The sequence below is a fragment of the Novosphingobium kunmingense genome (assembly GCF_002813245.1).
In the GTDB taxonomy this organism is placed as follows: domain Bacteria; phylum Pseudomonadota; class Alphaproteobacteria; order Sphingomonadales; family Sphingomonadaceae; genus Novosphingobium; species Novosphingobium kunmingense.
This window is the reverse complement of record NZ_PHUF01000002.1, coordinates 645,461-661,629: the sequence shown is the minus strand read 5'-3', so window position 1 is coordinate 661,629 and position 16,169 is coordinate 645,461. Positions and strand designations below refer to the sequence as shown.

General features: G+C 65.5%; 17 protein-coding genes. 11 read left to right on the top strand and 6 right to left on the bottom strand.

All coding sequences use genetic code 11. From position 1 onward, the window contains the following. Positions 1-11: 11 nt before the first annotated feature. Entirely contained in the window at positions 12-1,055 is a 1,044-nt protein-coding gene (gene hrcA / locus B0I00_RS03235) for a heat-inducible transcriptional repressor HrcA (protein ID WP_100865887.1), read from the bottom strand. 82 nt (positions 1,056-1,137) lie between these two features. Here hrcA and rph point away from each other — a divergent pair, with 82 nt between their 5' ends. Genes rph through B0I00_RS03215 form a run of 4 tightly spaced genes read left to right on the top strand, consistent with a single transcriptional unit; the run spans position 1,138 to position 4,532 of the window. Beyond that, a complete protein-coding gene (rph, locus tag B0I00_RS03230) occupies positions 1,138-1,854 on the top strand; it encodes a ribonuclease PH (protein ID WP_100865886.1) in 717 nt (238 codons plus the stop codon). Next, positions 1,851-2,480, top strand: a complete 630-nt coding sequence (gene rdgB / locus B0I00_RS03225; RefSeq protein ID WP_100865885.1) for an RdgB/HAM1 family non-canonical purine NTP pyrophosphatase — start codon at positions 1,851-1,853, stop codon at positions 2,478-2,480. Before rph ends, rdgB begins: the two co-directional genes overlap by 4 nt. A gap of 10 nt (positions 2,481-2,490) precedes the next feature. Beyond that, complete coding sequence (hemW, locus tag B0I00_RS03220; protein WP_100865884.1) at positions 2,491-3,642, top strand: radical SAM family heme chaperone HemW; 1,152 nt, start codon at positions 2,491-2,493, stop codon at positions 3,640-3,642. Next, on the top strand, positions 3,639-4,532 hold the full coding sequence (locus tag B0I00_RS03215) for a tyrosine recombinase XerC (RefSeq protein WP_100865883.1): 894 nt from the start codon (positions 3,639-3,641) through the stop codon (positions 4,530-4,532). Before hemW ends, B0I00_RS03215 begins: the two co-directional genes overlap by 4 nt. Here the strand turns inward: B0I00_RS03215 and B0I00_RS03210 are convergent, their stop codons facing one another. From B0I00_RS03210 to rsmI, 4 genes are read right to left on the bottom strand one after another with little or no spacing between them, the layout of a single operon-like run. Next, positions 4,533-5,132, bottom strand: coding sequence for a DedA family protein (locus B0I00_RS03210; protein WP_100865882.1), 600 nt, complete (start codon positions 5,130-5,132; stop codon positions 4,533-4,535). It lies immediately after the preceding gene. A 38-nt stretch (positions 5,133-5,170) separates the two neighbouring features. Then, entirely contained in the window at positions 5,171-6,133 is a 963-nt protein-coding gene (gene gshB / locus B0I00_RS03205; protein WP_100865881.1) for a glutathione synthase, read from the bottom strand. A gap of 18 nt (positions 6,134-6,151) precedes the next feature. Next, the gene (locus B0I00_RS03200) at positions 6,152-6,505 is read right to left on the bottom strand and encodes a YraN family protein (protein ID WP_100865880.1); all 354 of its coding nucleotides are present in this window, start codon (positions 6,503-6,505) and stop codon (positions 6,152-6,154) included. Continuing rightward, positions 6,502-7,329, bottom strand: coding sequence for a 16S rRNA (cytidine(1402)-2'-O)-methyltransferase (gene rsmI, locus B0I00_RS03195; RefSeq protein ID WP_100865879.1), 828 nt, complete (start codon positions 7,327-7,329; stop codon positions 6,502-6,504). Before rsmI ends, B0I00_RS03200 begins: the two co-directional genes overlap by 4 nt. A 39-nt stretch (positions 7,330-7,368) precedes the next feature. Between rsmI and B0I00_RS03190 the strand changes: the two genes are divergently transcribed. The 7 genes from B0I00_RS03190 (at position 7,369) to ygiD (ending at position 14,873) form a co-directional block, all read left to right on the top strand. Beyond that, positions 7,369-8,508, top strand: coding sequence for a penicillin-binding protein activator (locus B0I00_RS03190; RefSeq protein WP_100865878.1), 1,140 nt, complete (start codon positions 7,369-7,371; stop codon positions 8,506-8,508). A gap of 59 nt (positions 8,509-8,567) precedes the next feature. After that, positions 8,568-10,565, top strand: coding sequence for a DNA topoisomerase IV subunit B (parE, locus tag B0I00_RS03185; RefSeq protein WP_100865877.1), 1,998 nt, complete (start codon positions 8,568-8,570; stop codon positions 10,563-10,565). A 103-nt stretch (positions 10,566-10,668) separates the two neighbouring features. Beyond that, positions 10,669-11,514 carry an AAA family ATPase gene (locus tag B0I00_RS03180; RefSeq protein ID WP_100865876.1) on the top strand — a complete coding sequence of 282 codons (846 nt, stop codon included), beginning with the start codon at positions 10,669-10,671 and terminating at the stop codon, positions 11,512-11,514. A gap of 3 nt (positions 11,515-11,517) precedes the next feature. Then, positions 11,518-11,943, top strand: a complete 426-nt coding sequence (locus B0I00_RS03175; protein WP_100865875.1) for a GFA family protein — start codon at positions 11,518-11,520, stop codon at positions 11,941-11,943. A 14-nt stretch (positions 11,944-11,957) separates the two neighbouring features. Continuing rightward, positions 11,958-12,791 (top strand): DUF817 domain-containing protein, encoded by an 834-nt coding sequence (locus B0I00_RS03170; RefSeq protein ID WP_100866470.1) that lies wholly within the window; start codon positions 11,958-11,960, stop codon positions 12,789-12,791. A 4-nt stretch (positions 12,792-12,795) separates the two neighbouring features. Then, positions 12,796-13,977 (top strand): vWA domain-containing protein, encoded by a 1,182-nt coding sequence (locus tag B0I00_RS03165; protein ID WP_100865874.1) that lies wholly within the window; start codon positions 12,796-12,798, stop codon positions 13,975-13,977. Positions 13,978-14,072: 95 nt separating this feature from the next. After that, entirely contained in the window at positions 14,073-14,873 is an 801-nt protein-coding gene (gene ygiD, locus B0I00_RS03160; RefSeq protein WP_100866469.1) for a 4,5-DOPA-extradiol-dioxygenase, read from the top strand. Here ygiD and B0I00_RS03155 read toward each other — a convergent pair. Further along, positions 14,870-16,150: a spinster family MFS transporter gene (locus tag B0I00_RS03155; RefSeq protein ID WP_232730093.1), complete on the bottom strand. Its 1,281-nt coding sequence runs from the start codon at positions 16,148-16,150 to the stop codon at positions 14,870-14,872. The genes ygiD and B0I00_RS03155 overlap by 4 nt on opposite strands. Positions 16,151-16,169 lie beyond the last annotated feature (19 nt).

Below are 16,169 nucleotides of genomic sequence, written 5' to 3'. Positions count from 1 at the left end.
TTTGTAACCCGTTATCCGATCAATTTGCCCAGCGATTGGGCCGTGAAGTCCACCATGGGGACGACGCGCGCATAATTCAACCGAGTCGGCCCGATAACCCCCACGACGCCGACCACCCGGCCTTCGCCGTCGCGGTAGGGCGAGGCGATCACAGAAGACCCCGACAGGGCGAACAGGCGGTTCTCCGCTCCGATGAAAATGCGCGTCGCCTCCGCCTCGCGCGCGGCGTCGAGCAGATCGGCAACCGATTGCTTGCTTTCCAAATCGTCGAGCAGCATCCGCACGCGTTCAAGGTCGGTCAAGGCCCCGTCGTCGAGCAGGTTGGCTTGCCCGCGCACGATCAGGACCGGGCGGCGCGCGGCGTCCTCGCTCCACACCGCCAGCCCGCGTTCGACGAGGTCCCGGCTTGCCGAATCCAGCGCGGTGCGGCCACTCGCGATCTCGGCCCCGATCGCCTGCACTGCTTCGCTGAGGGTGCGGCCCGACAACTGCGCCGTCAGGTAGTTCGACGCCTGCTCCAGTACACTTGGCGCCACCCCGCCGGGCAGATCGATGACGCGGTTCTCGACCCCACCGTCGAGTCCGACCAGCACCGCCAGCGCCCGGGTGGCGGACAGCGGCACGAGCTGCAATTGCGCCAGGCGCGGTTCCCGGCGCGGCACCATGACAACGCCGGCGCAGGCCGAAAGGTCCGACAGGACCGCGCTCGCCGCCGCAAGAGCCGCCTCGATCGGGCCGGGCTGAGTCACGTGACGTTCAATCGCGGCGCGTTCCTCGACGCTGGGCTGAGCCACCTGCATCATCCCGTCGACGAACAGGCGCAGGCCCTGCTCGGTCGGCATGCGTCCTGCGCTGGTGTGCGGTGCGGCCAATAGGCCCAGCCCTTCGAGTTCGTGGAGGACCGAACGGATCGAAGCGGGCGACAGGTTCAATCCCCCTGCCCCGGCGAGCGTCTTCGATCCGACGGCTTGCCCGGTATCGAGGTAGCCTTCGACCACGAGGCGAAAGATATCGCGCGCCCGGGTGCTCAGTTCTGTGATGGGGGGACCGGCCATTATCCCGTCAATTTAGCCACCAGGCTTGCAGGCTCAACCCCTATGCGCCTAACGCGGCGCGAAACGGCATAAAGGAACCCCCATGCGACCTTCCGGCCGCGCGCCCGACGAGATGCGCGCTATCAGATTCGAACCCCATTACACCAAGCACGCCGAAGGGTCGGTGCTGGTCAGCTTCGGCCACACCAAGGTGATCTGCACCGCCAGCGTTGAGGAACGCCTGCCGCCGTGGCTGCGTGGCAAGGGCGAAGGCTGGGTGACGGCGGAATATTCGATGCTTCCCCGCGCCACCCACACACGCGGCCAGCGCGAAGCGGCCAAGGGCAAGCAAAGCGGCCGCACCCAGGAAATCCAGCGGCTGATCGGCCGGTCCCTGCGCTCCGTTTGCGATCTCAAGAAGCTTGGCGAAAGGCAGATCACGCTCGACTGCGATGTGATCCAGGCCGACGGCGGCACCCGCACCGCGGCGATCTCGGGCGCTTGGGTGGCGCTGCGCATCGCCGTCGACAAGCTGATGGCCCAGGGCCTGATCGCCGAGGACCCGCTGACTCGCCGCGTGGCGGCGGTCAGCTGCGGCATCGCCGGCGGCACACCTGTGCTCGACCTCGACTACGACGAGGATTCGAGCGCGGATGCCGACGCCAATTTCGTGCTGATCGAAGGCGGCCAGATTGCCGAGGTCCAGGCGACCGCCGAAGGCGCGACCTATGACGAGGAAGCCTTGCTCCGCCTGCTCCGCCTCGCCCGGATCGGCTGCGAGCGGATCTTCGCTGCGCAAGGCGACGCGGTAACGGCATGACCCGCAAGCTCGGTTCCGAAACGCTGGTCATCGCCACCCACAACGCGGGCAAGCTGAAGGAGATTTCGGCCCTGCTCGCGCCTTATGGCCTGAACTGCATTTCGGCTGGGTCGCTTGGCCTTCCCGAACCGGCTGAGACCGGCAAGACATTTGTCGAGAACGCGCTGATAAAGGCCCGGGCCGCGGCAGAGGGTTCGAGCCTGCCCGCGCTGGCCGACGATTCGGGTCTGTGCGTCGATGCCCTTGGCGGACGGCCCGGCGTCTACACCGCCGACTGGGCCGAGCGGCAATGGTTCGAAGGCGCGCCGGGCCGCGACTGGTACATGGCCATGGGCAAGGTCGAGGGCCTGCTGTGCGAACAGGGCGATGACGTTGACCGGTCGGGCCATTTCGCCTGCGTGCTGGCGATCGCCTGGCCTGATGGCGAGCAAGCGGTTTATGAAGGCAAGGCCCTCGGCACTCTGACCTGGCCGCCGCGCGGCACGCTGGGCTTCGGCTATGACCCGGTGTTCGTGCCGCAGGGTGCGACGCAGACCTTTGCCGAGATCGAACCCGCGCAGAAGCACCGCATCAGCCACCGCGCCGATGCCTTTGCCAAGCTGGTCGCGGAGCAATTCGGCAGCTAGGATCGCCGCCATGGCCCGCGCGCTCTACATCCACTGGCCGTTCTGCCTCGCAAAGTGCCCCTATTGCGACTTCAACAGCCATGTGCGCGACCGGGTCGATCACGCGCAGTGGGAAGCGGCGCTCCTTTCCGACATGCGCCACGAAGCCGAAGCCGCCGGTGGAGAGCCGCTCGCCAGCGTGTTCTTCGGTGGCGGCACTCCGTCGCTGATGCCGCCGTCGCTGGTCGAGCGCTTGCTGACGGAAGCCGAGTACCTGTGGGGGTTCGCGCCAGGCATCGAGATAACGCTGGAAGGCAACCCGTCCTCGGTCGAGGCGGCGAATTACGGGGCGCTGGCCTCGGCCGGAATCAACCGCGCCTCGCTCGGCCTGCAGGCGCTCGACAACGAAACGCTGCGCTTTCTCGGCCGGCTCCACGATGCCGACGAGGGACTCAAAGCGCTCGATATCGCGCAGCGCCAATTCGGCCGCGTCAGTTTCGACCTGATCTATGCCCGCCCCGGCCAGTCGATCGCGCAATGGGAAGCGGAACTCGCCCGCGCGCTGGGCTTCGGCACCGGGCATTTGTCGCTGTACCAATTGACGATCGAGCCCGGCACCCGCTTTGCGACCATGGTTCGCCAGAACCGGTTCGAGCCCCTCGACGATGACGCCGCGGCCGACCTGTATGCCCTGACCCAGGCGATGACAGCAGCGGCCGGACTGCCGCGCTACGAAGTGAGCAACCACGCTCGGCCGGGCGAGGAAAGCCGCCATAACCTCGCCTATTGGCGCTACCAGGATACCGGCGGCGTCGGGCCCGGAGCCCATGCCCGGAGCGGCGGTGTCGCCACCGTGCGGCACAAGAAACCCGAAAACTGGCTTGAGGCGGTCGCAGCTCACGGCCACGGCATTGCCGAAGCGCGCCCGCTTGGCCTTGCCGAGCAGGCGAGCGAGGCCCTGCTAATGGGACTGCGTCTGACCGAAGGGATCGATCCCGCCGCGCTTGCCGCCCGGTTCGGGCTGCCAGCGTCAGCGCTGATCGATTGGGCCAAGCTCGATTTCTACGCCGGCCAGGGTCTGTGCTGGCACAATCATCAGCGGATCGGCGTCACCGACGCAGGCATTCCTTTGCTCGACGGTCTTCTCGGCGAACTGGTGCCGGATGGGCTGCTGGCGGCATGACCCGCGCCGAACTGCTTGAAGCCTGGCATAACCACCTTGCGCTCGGTCGGCGTCGCAGTCCGCACACGGTGCGCGCCTATGTCGCTACGGCCGCGCGCCTGCTCGACGCGACGGGCGCGGCCGACTGGACGACTTTGGCTCGCATGGAGGCCCCGGCCCTGCGCGCCCAGCTTGCCCGCCGCCGCGCCGAGGGATTGACCAACGCTTCGGCCGCGCGCGAACTGTCGGCGCTCAAGGGTTTCGTCGCCTTTGCCCGCGACCGCGCCGGATTGCTCGACGCCGCCGCGCCGCGGATGCGCGGACCGCGCATCAAGAAGGGAATTCCCCGCCCCGTGACCCCCGACGAAGCGGTCAACCTCGCCGTCGCGGTGGAGGAGGATGCGTCTGCCGAATGGATCGGCGCGCGCGACCGTGCGGTACTGTTGCTGCTCTATGGCGCAGGCATGCGGATTGCAGAGGCACTGTCCCTCACCGGCGAGGTCCTCCCCATGGGCGACGTGCTGGTCGTCACCGGCAAGGGCAGCAAGCAGCGCGCCGTGCCTATATTGCCGCTGGTGCGTGATGCCGTGGCGGACTACGCGGCGAAGTGCCCGTGGGCTCTGGTCAAGGGCGAGCCGTTGTTTCGCGGCGCAAAGGGAGGCCCCTTGTCGCAAGGGATGGTGCAGAAGGCCATGGCAAAGGCCCGCGCAGCGCTGAGCCTCCCTGCCAGCGCCACGCCGCATGCGCTGCGCCATTCGTTCGCGACGCATCTTCTGGGCGCGGGAGCGGACCTGCGATCGCTGCAGGAACTTCTGGGCCACGCCAGCTTGGGTTCGACGCAGATCTATACCAAGGTCGATGCCGCAACCTTGCTGGACGTTTACCGCCACGCACACCCGCGAGGCGACTGATCAGGCGTCGGGCTGCCACCGGATGACGCGGTAAAGCCAGGCGGCGACAGCCAGCAGGATCATCGCCATGATGGTTGGGCCAATCAGATGATCCATCGCTGCCATGTAGTCGGCCAGCCAGTGCCCGCCGACGATCAGCAGTGCGTTCCATACCGCCGCGCCAGCGAAGGTGAAGACCAGGAACTTCCAGTGCTTCATGTGGGTCAGCCCGGCCGGCAACGAGATAAGCGTGCGCAGGAACGGCGAGAAACGCAGGAAGAAGACGATCCACTGGCCGTGACGCTGGAAGAAAGCTGTCGCCTTCTCGACATCGCTCCAGGAAATGGTCAGCCAGCGGCCATGTCGGCGGACCAGAGGCTGCAAACGGCGGTAGCCAAGCTTGTCACCGGCCAGGAACCACACATAGTTGCCGAGCGTGGAGCCGACGGTTCCGGCGAACATAAGCGGCCAGAACTCCATGGTTCCGCGCGCTACGAACACACCGCCAAGACCCATTATCAGCTCGCTGGGAATCGGCGGAAAAACGTTTTCGATGAACATCAGCGCGGCGATGCCCCAGTAGCCGCCTTGCTCGATCAAGCGAATTATCCAGACATCCATCCGCCAGCAACCTGTCGCGCTTGCTTATGTTCCGGGCGTCAGGCCGCGAGCGCCTTGTGGCGGCGTTCGATCGCCTCCCAGATGAGGCCGGGCGTGTCGGTGCCGTTGAAGCGGTCGATCGCGACGATACCGGTGGGCGATGTCACGTTGATCTCGGTCAGCCATTGGCCGCCGATCACGTCGATACCGACAAAGACGAGGCCGCGTTCCCTGAGTGCGGGACCAAGCGCCGCGCAGATTTCGTCCTCGCGCGCCGTCAGCGTGGTTGCCTCGGCATAACCGCCCTGAGCTAGGTTCGAGCGGAATTCGCCCTCGCCCGGTCGGCGGTTGATCGCCCCGGCCACCGCGCCATCGACCAGGACGATGCGCTTGTCGCCGAGCGCGATGTCCGGAAGGAAGGGCTGGAACATGTGCGGCTCGACCCAGGCGTTGTCGAACAGTTCGATCAGCGCGCCCAGGTTCGATCCGTCGGCCGGAATCCGCACCACCGCCTTGCCGCCGTTGCCGTGCAAGGGCTTCATCACGAGATCGCCGGGGTGGCGGGCGTGAAAATCGCGTACGTCCTCGATCCGCCGGGCGACCAGCGTGGGCGGCATGAATTGCGCAAAGTCGAGTACGAAAACCTTTTCCGGCGCGTTGCGGACACTGGCCGGATCGTTGACCACCAGCGTCTGGCCCTCGAGCCGTTCAAGCAGATGGGTCGCCGTGATGTAGGACAGGTCGAAGGGCGGATCCTGCCGCATCAGGACAACGTCGACATCCTTGACCAGGTCGATCCGACGATGGTCGTCACGATCGAAGTGGCTGCCCAGCACGCGCTGCACGGTGACCGGTGTGGCCCAGGCGGTCAGCCGTCCGCTTTCGTAGGCCAGCGTCCGCACATCGTAGTGCATGACGCTGTGGCCGCGCGCCTGGGCCGCGAGCATCAGGGCGAAGCTTGAATCGCCGGCGATATTGATCGTTTCCAGCGGGTCCATCTGGACCGCGACGCGCAAGGACATGGGATGTGAGACTCCGGTTCAGGCCAGCGAGGCGTTGACGATGTGGCGCGGCAGGCGGCCGGGCGCAAGGAGCAGCACGTCGATGCGCAGGTCTTCGCCCTTGCGTGCGAAACGCGGGCCGACCGCGTGGGCGGCCTCCACCACCCGGCGCAGGCGCCAGGGATCGATCGCCTGGTCGGCTTCTGCCGCAGTAGCGCGCCATTTGACCTCGACGAAGCTGATGGTGTTGCCGCGCCGCGCAATCAGGTCGATCTCTCCGCGGGGCGTCTTGACCCGCCGCGCCAGGATTCGCCATCCCTTCAGCCGCAGATACCAGGCCGCGAGGCTTTCGCCGCGACGACCGTCGCGTTCGCGTGCAGCGCGGTCCTTCACTTGAGCTCCAGCGCGCGGGCGTAAAGCGCCTTGCGGTCGAGCCCGGTCACCCGCGCCACCTCGGCTGCGGCTTGCGAGGCCTTGCTGGTGCGGAGCGCTGCACGCAGCAGTTCGTCGGGATCGATGGCATCTGCGGGCGCTTCACCGGGCGGGGCGATCATCAGCACGATCTCGCCCTTGGGCGGCTGCGCGGCATAGTGGGCCATGAGCTCGGCGGGAGCGCCGCTGCGGCATTCCTCGAATTTCTTGGTCAACTCGCGTGCCACGGCAACCTCGCGCCCGGGAAGCGCATCGGCGATGGCGGCAAGGCTGTCGGCAAGGCGCGGGGCGGTCTCGTAGAAGACCAGCGTAGCCGGGACGGCGGCCACGCCGGCTAGCGCATCGGCGCGGGCCTTGGCCTTGCTCGGCAGGAAGCCGGCGAAGAGAAACCGGTCGGTCGGCAGGCCCGACAGGGTCAGCGCGACGATCGCGGCACTCGGCCCAGGGAGGCTGGTCACCGCGATGCCGAGCGCGCGAGCTTCGCGCACCAGCTTGAAGCCGGGATCGGAAATCAGCGGCGTGCCGGCATCGCTGACCAGCGCCACCGGCTGTTCGGCCGCCAGCGAGAGAATGCCGCCGCGCTGACTGTCGCTGGCGTGATCGTCATAGCGGATCATCCGCGTCTTGATGCCGAGGTGATGCAGAAGCTTGCCGGTGACCCGGGTGTCCTCACAGGCTATCGCAGACACGCCACGGAGTATCTCGGCCCCCCTGAGCGTCATGTCCCCCAGATTGCCAATCGGCGTGGCGACAATGTAGAGACCGGGTAAGAGCGGCGCGTCCATGGCACAGCCCAATGGACCGCGCGGAGGAGAGCTACAAGCATGATCGAAGGTCGCATTACCAAACGGCGGGTGATCGTCGCCGCGACGGCCCTGCTGCTGGCAGGGTGCAAGATGGTGCCGGGAGGACCCGGCAAGACCCCTGCTCCGCCGACCGACAACCTGCCGGGTGACCAGTCGCGCCACCGCGTCGCCCTTCTGGTGCCGTTGTCGGGTGCGAACGCCGGGATCGGCCAGTCGATCGCCAACGCGACCACCATGGCCCTGCTCGACACCAACGCCAGGAACATCCGCATCACCACCTACGACACGGCCACCGGCGCGTCGGCGGCGGCGCGCAAGGCGGTAGGCGAAGGCGCCAAACTGATCCTCGGACCATTGCAGGCGGACGAGGTTGCTCCTGTTGCAAGCGTTGCGCGCGCCGCGAAGGTGCCGCTGATCACCTACAGCAGCGACCAGGGCGTTGCGACGCGCGACGTGTTCCAGATGGGTACCACGCCCGAGAATTCGATCGACCGTACTGTGCGATGGGCCCGCGGGCGCGGCGCGCTGCGGTTTGGCCTGCTCGCGCCGAACGGCGACTACGGCAGTCGTGCGTCGGCCGCGTTCAACACATCGGTCCGAGCGAGCGGCGGAACGGTCGTCGCTACCTCGACCTACGACCGGGCAAACACCTCGGTGATCAGCGCGGCGCAGCGGCTGCGCGGGCGCGGCGCATTCGACGCGATCATGATTGCCGATGGGTCTCGCTTTGCCGTCCTTGCCGCTCCCAACCTCAAGCGCGGGGCAGCCACGCCCCGCCTGCTCGGCACCGAGTTGTGGAGCGGCGAAAGCGCCATTGCCAAAACGGCGGCCCTGCGCGGATCGTGGTTCTCGGCCGTGCCGGACAACCGTTTCCGGCAGTTCTCGGACAGCTACAAGGCGCGGTTCGGCGCGGCGCCCTATCGCATGGCAACGATGGGCTACGACAGCGTCCTCCTCACCGTGCGGGTCGCGCGCGACTGGCGACCGGGCACGCCCTTCCCCGTCGCCCGCCTGACCGAGCGCGACGGCTTCCTTGGCCTCGACGGGCCGTTCCGCTTCGGCCTTGACGGTGCGATCGATCGCGCGCTCGAAGTGCGCGAGGCCAAGGCTGGATCGGTCACAGTGGTCAGCCCCGCTCCGGCGAAATTTGCCGACTGACGATAACCGCCGCGCGCACCTTGCGCGGCGGAATCGCGGCATTCTATAGACTGTCCCTTATGGCCGATGACCTGTTTGACAAGCTGCCCGCCAGCAGCGGCGATTCCTATGACGGCAGCGCCATCGAGGTGCTCGAGGGGCTTGAGCCGGTCCGTCGCCGTCCCGGCATGTATATCGGCGGCACCGACGAACGCGCGCTGCACCACCTCGCTGCCGAGGTCCTCGACAATGCGATGGACGAGGCGGTCGCCGGCCATGCCAACCGCATAGAGGTCAAGCTTGAGGAGCAGGCGGCAACGCCGGGCAAGCTGACAATCGTCGACAACGGCCGCGGGATCCCGGTGGACGAGCATCCGCGCTATCCTGGCAAGTCCGCGCTTGAGGTGATCCTGTCGACCCTGCACTCGGGCGGCAAATTCTCGGGCAAGGCCTATGCCACCAGCGGCGGCCTGCACGGCGTCGGCATCAGCGTGGTCAACGCGCTCTCCACCCTGACCCGCGTCGAAGTGGCGCGCGACAAGCAGCTTTACGCGCAGGAATTCTCGCGCGGCGAGACGCTGGGCCGGTTGCAGCACCTCGGCGGTACGCCCAACCGGCGCGGCACCAGCGTGTCATTCGTCCCCGACACCGAAATTTTCGGCGAGGACGCGAAGTTCAAGCCTGCGCGCCTGTTCAAGCTGGTCCGGTCCAAGGCGTATCTCTTCGCCGGGGTCGAGATCCGCTGGAAGTGCTCGCCGACCTTGGTCAGCGACGACGTTCCGGCCGAAGCGGTCTTCCAGTTTCCAGGCGGCCTTGCCGATCACCTCAGGGAGCAGATCGGTTCGCGCGAATGCGTGACCACCCAGTTCTTTTCCGGCAGCCAGGATTTTCCGGGCGAGGAACAGGGTCGGGTTGAATGGGCGATCGCCTGGCCGCTGTGGTCGGACGGGGCCTACAGCTATTATTGCAACACGATTCCGACGCCCGATGGCGGAACCCACGAACAAGGACTGCGCGCGGCGCTGACCAAGGGAATCCGCGCCTTCGCCGACCTGATCGGCCAGAAGAAGGCCAAGGACATCGCGCCCGAAGACGTGATCACCGGGAGCGAGGTGATGCTGTCGGTCTTCGTCCGCGATCCCCAGTTCCAGAGCCAGACCAAGGATCGCCTGACCAGCCCCGAGGCGGCTCGCCTGGTCGAAAATGCGGTGCGCGACCACTTTGACCATTTCCTCGCCGACAACATGGAGCGGGGCAAGGCACTGCTCGGTCATGTCATGGAGCGGATGGACGATCGCCTGCGGCGAAAGGCCGAGCGCGAGGTCAAGCGCAAGACCGCCACCAACGCCCGCAAGTTGCGCCTGCCTGGCAAACTGACCGACTGCTCGGGCGAAAGCGATGCCGAAACCGAACTGTTCATTGTCGAAGGCGACAGCGCCGGTGGCAGCGCCAAGCAGGCGCGCGACCGCAAGAGCCAGGCGATCCTGCCGATCCGCGGCAAGATTCTGAACGTTGCCAGCGCCACGGCGGACAAGATCCGCGCCAACAGCGAGATTGCCGACCTCGGCCTCGCGCTGGGCTGCGGGTTCCGCAAGGACTGCAATCCGGACAACCTGCGCTACGACCGCATCATCATCATGACCGATGCCGACGTCGACGGAGCGCACATTGCCACGTTGCTGATGACCTTCTTCTTCCAGGAAATGCCCGAGGTCGTTCGGCGCGGGCACCTCTATCTTGCCCAGCCACCGCTCTACAGGCTGACTGCCGGCAAGGAGAGTGCCTATGCCCGCGACGACGCGCACCGCGCCGAACTCGAAGCGACGCAGTTCAAGGGCAAGAAGGTCGAGGTCGGCCGGTTCAAGGGACTTGGCGAAATGAACCCGCAACAGCTGCGCGAAACCACCATGGATCCCGAGAAGCGCAGCCTGCTGCGCATCACCCTGCCCCTCGAATACGAAGGGCGTGCGGCGGTCAAGGACCTGGTCGACAAGCTGATGGGCCGCGACCCCGCGCAGCGCTTCATGTTCATCCAGAACCGCGCCGGCGAAATCGATCCGGAAATGATCGACGCCTGATCGGTTTCTCGGCTGCGCAGCGATGCGCAATCGCTCTTGCCTCGTTGCAAAGTGCCACCTATGCCAACTAATCGAACGATTAAACCGGGACAGGAATTAGCGCATGCAGCGTTTCGAAGGGACCAGCAACTACGTTGCCACCGATGATCTGAAGGTGGCCGTCAACGCCGCGGTGCTGCTGCGCCGCCCGCTGCTGGTCAAGGGGGAGCCAGGCACGGGCAAGACCGTGCTGGCGCACGAAATCGCCAAGGCGACCGGCGCTCCGCTGATCGAGTGGAACGTCAAGTCGACCACAAAGGCGCAACAGGGCCTCTACGAGTACGATGCGGTCGCCCGCCTGCGCGACGGCCAGCTTGGCGACGAGCGGGTTCACGACATCGCCAACTACATCAAGCGGGGCAAGCTGTGGGACGCTTTCACTTCGCCCCAGCTGCCCGTCCTGCTGATCGACGAGATCGACAAGGCGGACATCGAGTTCCCCAACGACCTTCTCCAGGAACTAGATCGCATGAGCTTCGACGTTTACGAAACGAAGGAGCGCATCGCGGCCAAGGAACGCCCGATTGTGGTGATCACCTCGAACAATGAGAAGGAACTGCCCGACGCCTTCCTGCGCCGCTGCTTCTTCCACTACATCAAGTTCCCCGATCGAGACACGATGCAGGCGATCATCGACGTCCACTTCCCCGGCATCCAGAAGGCGCTGGTCACCAAGGCGATGGACGTCTTCTACGAAGTGCGCGAAGTGCCGGGCCTCAAGAAGAAGCCGAGCACGAGCGAACTGCTCGATTGGCTCAAGCTGCTGCTCAACGAGGACATGCCGCTCGACGTGCTGCAGAACCGCGACCCGACCAAGGCGATCCCGCCGCTGCACGGTGCGCTGCTCAAGAACGAGCAGGACGTCATGCTGTTCGAACGGCTCGCCTTCATGGCGCGCCGGCAGAACTGAGCCATGGCCGCGCCTTATTCCGGGCGCTGCGGTTGCGGGGCGGTCACGCTGCGGATCGATGCCGAGCCGCTGGCCTCCCGCCAGTGCTGGTGCCGGCAATGTCAGGCCATCGCGGCGGGCGGCCCAACCAACAATGCGATATTCCCGGCCGAAGCGGTAGAAATTGCGGGTAATCGCGCCAGCTCGTCGTGGACCGCCGCCAGCGGGAACACGCTGACCCATTCCTTTTGCCCGGCTTGCGGAACGCAGATCTATGCGCAGTCTTCGGCGCGCCCGACCTTGAAGACTGTGCGGCTCGGCGTGATCGACGCGCCGCATGGCCTTCGGCCCCTGACGATCATCTGGACCGACGACGCACCAGACTGGGCGGTATTCGATCCAGCGCTCGAGCGATTCGAGCGACAGCCCCCACCGCCTCCGGCCCGGTGAATATTCCCAAGTCCATATCGCACACGCGTTTTGCCGTGGTTCGCGCGCGCCTCGAAGCCTACGAGCCGCGTCCGGGCTGGCAGGCATGGATTTACGAGTTTCTCCTGTTCGGCTTCAAGCAGGGCTGGGCTTGCCTGTTCGGGGGCCTGATGCTGGCGCTGCTCTTGGGGACGCACCTGTTCTACCCGGCAGGCGCCCCTCTCGCCCGCTACGATTTCCTCACCTTGGGAGCCGTCGCGATCCAGGCCGGGATGCTGGCCTTGCGGCTTGAGACGCTGGACGAAGCCAAGGTCATCCTTGCCTTCCACGTCGTCGGCACGGTGATGGAACTGTTCAAGACCTATTTCGGTTCATGGCTCTACCCCGAACCCAGCGTGTTGCGGATCGGCGGCGTGCCGCTGTTCTCGGGCTTCATGTACGCCGCCGTCGGCAGCTATCTGGCGCGGGTCAGCCGGATCTTCGACTTCCGCTTTTCGCACTATCCCAGCGAGGTCCTGGCCGGGCTCGTGGCCGTCGCGATCTACGTCAACTTCTTCGCGCATCACTGGCTGCCCGACATTCGGATTGCATTGTTCGCGACGCTTGGTGTGCTGTTCTGGCGGACGCGGGTATGGTTCAGGGTGTGGCGCAAGGACCGCTGGATGCCCTTGCTGCTGGGCTGGCTTCTGGTCGCGCTGTTTATCTGGTTTGCCGAAAACATCGGTACCTTCAGCCGCGCCTGGCTCTACCCGAGCCAAAGGGACGGCTGGGCCATGGTCAGCCCTGCCAAGCTGGGCGCCTGGTATCTTCTGATGTATATCTCCTTCATCCTCGTCGCGGCGGTCCATCGTCCGCGCAAAAAGGTCTGATCCGATGTTCTTCAATTTCGTCGACGAACTGCGCAGCGCCGGCATCAAGGCCAGCTTCAAGGAGCACCTTATGCTGCTCGAGGCGCTCGACAAGGACGTGATCGAGCAGACGCCCGAACAGTTCTACTACCTGTCGCGCGCGGTCTTCGTGAAGGACGAAGGGCTGCTCGATCGCTTCGACCAGGTCTTCAACAAGGTCTTCAAGGGCCTGCTGACCGACTACGGCCAGAACCCGGTCGACATTCCCGAGGAGTGGCTGAAGGCCGTCGCGGAGAAGTTCCTCACGCCGGAGGAGATGGCCGCGATCGAGAAGCTCGGTTCGTGGGACGAGATCATGGACACCCTCAAGAAGCGGCTTGAGGAACAGCAGAAGCGCCATGAAGGCGGCAGCAAGTGGATCGGCACGGGCGGAACCAGTCCGTTCGGCAACAACGGCTACAACCCCGAAGGTGTGCGCATCGGCGGAGAAAGCAAGCACAAGCGCGCGCTTAAGGTTTGGGAAAAGCGCGAGTTCCAGAACCTCGACAATACGCGCGAACTGGGTACGCGCAACATCAAGATCGCGCTCAGGCGCCTGCGTCGTTTCGCGCGTGAGGGTTCACCGGACGAACTCGACCTCGAAGGCACGATCGAGGGCACCGCGCGTCAGGGCTGGCTTGACATCAGGATGCGGCCGGAACGGCACAATGCGGTCAAGCTGTTGCTGTTTCTCGACGTCGGCGGGTCGATGGATCCGTTCATCAAGCTGGTCGAGGAATTGTTCAGCGCGGCGACGACAGAGTTCAAGAACCTCGAGTTCTTCTACTTCCACAACTGCATCTACGAAGGCGTGTGGAAGGATAATCGCCGCCGCTTTTCGGAACGGACCAACACCTGGGACATCCTCCACAAGTACGGTCATGACTACAAGGTCGTCTTTGTCGGCGACGCGGCGATGAGCCCCTACGAGATCACCCATCCGGGCGGCTCGGTCGAGCATTTCAACGAGGAATCGGGCGCTGAATGGCTCAAGCGCGTTGCTCATGTCTATCCGGCGACGGTGTGGATCAATCCGGTGCCAGAGAAGCAGTGGGGCTATTCACAGTCGACGAAGATCATCAAGGAACTGGTCGGTGGTTCTATGTATCCGTTGACACTGGCAGGCCTTGACGATGCGATGCGCGAGCTGACCCGCAAGAAGCACTAAGGCTCTCGGTGACCCGAGGGTTACCGCATCGAACCTATGCGCCGTTCAACCTTTTCTAGGCTTGAATGGATGACGTGTCGTGCCACATCGCGGATATGACTACACGCCTTCCTGCCCTGTTCCTCGGCCACGGTTCGCCGATGACCACGATCACCGACGGCCCCGAACGCCGCAACTGGATTGCGCTGGGCGAGGCGCTGCCACGCCCCAAGGCCATCCTGGTGATCAGCGCCCATTGGGAAACGAGTGGCAAGGTTCACGTGACCGCCGGCGATGCACCGCGCACGATCCACGATTTCAGCGGATTTCCGGATGAACTCTATGCCGTGCAGTATCCCGCTCCCGGATCGACGTGGCTGATCGACCGCGTAACTGCCCTGCTGGGCGATGGCCGCGTCGTCCCTGACGAGAGCTGGGGTTTCGATCATGGTGCCTGGGGCGTGGTCCTGCCGATGTTTCCGGACGCCGCCATTCCCATGGTCGAAATGAGCCTCGACCGCGCCCTGTCGCCCGAGCAACTGCTTGAGCTCGGGCGCGATCTGGCTCCCTTGCGTGACGAAGGCGTTCTGCTCGTCGGGAGCGGTAATATCGTGCACAATCTGCGGCTCTGGCGCCAGTTTGCCGGCACTCGCCCGGACTGGGCGGTCGACTTCCAGGCACGGATCAATGCCGCGGTCGAGGCTGGCGACGTCGGCGCGCTGACCCGTTTCGCGCGCGAAGACCAGGCTGCGTCGGCGGCAATCAACAGCGCGGAACATTATCTCCCGCTCCTCCCGATCGTCGGCGCGCGGCTTGAAGGCGATAAGGTGGGCGTGTTCAACGATACGATCGATGGCGCGTTGTCGATGACCAGCTTTCTGATCGGCGACACGGCCCTGCTTGAGTCCGCTGTCTAGGCGTTGCGGTCGAGTTCGGCCGGAAGGCCCGGTCGCAGCAACCAGAACAGGAGCGCCGGCACCAGGCCGAGCAGCGCCGCGCCGTACAGCACGTAGCGGACCGATTCCTCGCCGAAGCTGGGCTTGATCCAGTCCGACAGCATGCCGAAGAATAGCGGACCGAGGCCTAGGCCGATGAGGTTCTGGCACAGCAACAGCAAGGCGCTGGCCATGGCGCGATGGCGCGGCGCGACCAGACCCTGGGTCGAGGAAAAGACCGGCCCGTAGTAGAGCGAGTTCAGCACGGTCGGTACCAGCAGCAGCAGCAGCGACGTGCGCCAGTCCGCTGACAGGTAGCCGAAGATCGCCATCGGCACGGCCAAGGCCATGCCGATCGCTGGCGCGAGCACCAGATTGCGGCGATCGGTCCGCGCGAAGCGATCGGCCAGCCAGCCGCCCAGCCAGGTGCCGAATATGCCGGCCACGCCGCCACCCAGGCCGAACCAGAAGCCGACTTCGCCGGGGGTCAGCCCGTGGGTGCGCTGGAAGAAGATCGTGGTCCACGTGGTCTTGCCATAGGACAGGAAGGAACACGCCGACGCCGCTGCGAGCAAGAGGACGAAGGTCGGCCTGGACATGAGCGCTCGGACCGTTGCGAGCATGCCTTCGGCCGTGATGCCTTCGGGCAACGGACGCACCGCGCGATTCTTGTCCTTGACCAGGAAGACGACGAACAGAGCCATCACAACGCCCGGCGCACCGACGAACATGAAAGCGTGCCGCCAACCGAGCACGTCGGAGAGGTAACCACCGATGACCATGCCGAGCAGCGATCCGATCGGAATCCCAAGCGCATAGAACGCCATGGCACTGGATCGGCGTTCTGCCGGAACGCGATCGGCGATCAGAGAGTGGGCGGCAGGCGTGCAGCCGGCCTCGCCCACGCCGACGCCGATGCGGGCCAGAAGCAGCTGCACGAAGTTCTGTGCCATGCCGCACAGCACGGTCATGCCCGACCAAATGACCAGCGCCACGGCGATCAGGCGGCCGCGGTCGGTGCTGGGCCGGTCGGCATAGCGCGCGATCGGCAGCCCGAGGATCGTATAGAACAGGGCGAAGGCTAGACCGGTCATCAAACCGATCTGGGTGTCGCTCAGCCCCAGGTCCTTGCGGATCGGTTCGGCCAGGATGTTGACGATCTGCCGGTCGAGAAAATTGAACACGTAGACCACCAGCAAGGTGACCAGCATGATCCGCACGCCGCGGGGGTCATGCGCCGTTTGGACGCCGGTAGCCATGCACTCTCCTGACAGCGGA

Bases quoted from the DNA above. Each gene is read 5' to 3' on its own strand.
- hrcA (WP_100865887.1), bottom strand. From the start codon at position 1,055: ATGGCCGGTCCCCCCATCACAGAACTGAGCACCCGGGCGCGCGATATC.
- rph (WP_100865886.1), top strand. From the start codon at position 1,138: ATGCGACCTTCCGGCCGCGCGCCCGACGAGATGCGCGCTATCAGATTC.
- rdgB (WP_100865885.1), top strand. From the start codon at position 1,851: ATGACCCGCAAGCTCGGTTCCGAAACGCTGGTCATCGCCACCCACAAC.
- hemW (WP_100865884.1), top strand. From the start codon at position 2,491: ATGGCCCGCGCGCTCTACATCCACTGGCCGTTCTGCCTCGCAAAGTGC.
- B0I00_RS03215 (WP_100865883.1), top strand. From the start codon at position 3,639: ATGACCCGCGCCGAACTGCTTGAAGCCTGGCATAACCACCTTGCGCTC.
- B0I00_RS03210 (WP_100865882.1), bottom strand. From the start codon at position 5,132: ATGGATGTCTGGATAATTCGCTTGATCGAGCAAGGCGGCTACTGGGGC.
- gshB (WP_100865881.1), bottom strand. From the start codon at position 6,133: ATGTCCTTGCGCGTCGCGGTCCAGATGGACCCGCTGGAAACGATCAAT.
- rsmI (WP_100865879.1), bottom strand. From the start codon at position 7,329: ATGGACGCGCCGCTCTTACCCGGTCTCTACATTGTCGCCACGCCGATT.
- B0I00_RS03190 (WP_100865878.1), top strand. From the start codon at position 7,369: ATGATCGAAGGTCGCATTACCAAACGGCGGGTGATCGTCGCCGCGACG.
- parE (WP_100865877.1), top strand. From the start codon at position 8,568: ATGGCCGATGACCTGTTTGACAAGCTGCCCGCCAGCAGCGGCGATTCC.
- B0I00_RS03180 (WP_100865876.1), top strand. From the start codon at position 10,669: ATGCAGCGTTTCGAAGGGACCAGCAACTACGTTGCCACCGATGATCTG.
- B0I00_RS03175 (WP_100865875.1), top strand. From the start codon at position 11,518: ATGGCCGCGCCTTATTCCGGGCGCTGCGGTTGCGGGGCGGTCACGCTG.
- B0I00_RS03165 (WP_100865874.1), top strand. From the start codon at position 12,796: ATGTTCTTCAATTTCGTCGACGAACTGCGCAGCGCCGGCATCAAGGCC.
- ygiD (WP_100866469.1), top strand. From the start codon at position 14,073: ATGACTACACGCCTTCCTGCCCTGTTCCTCGGCCACGGTTCGCCGATG.
- B0I00_RS03155 (WP_232730093.1), bottom strand. From the start codon at position 16,150: ATGGCTACCGGCGTCCAAACGGCGCATGACCCCCGCGGCGTGCGGATC.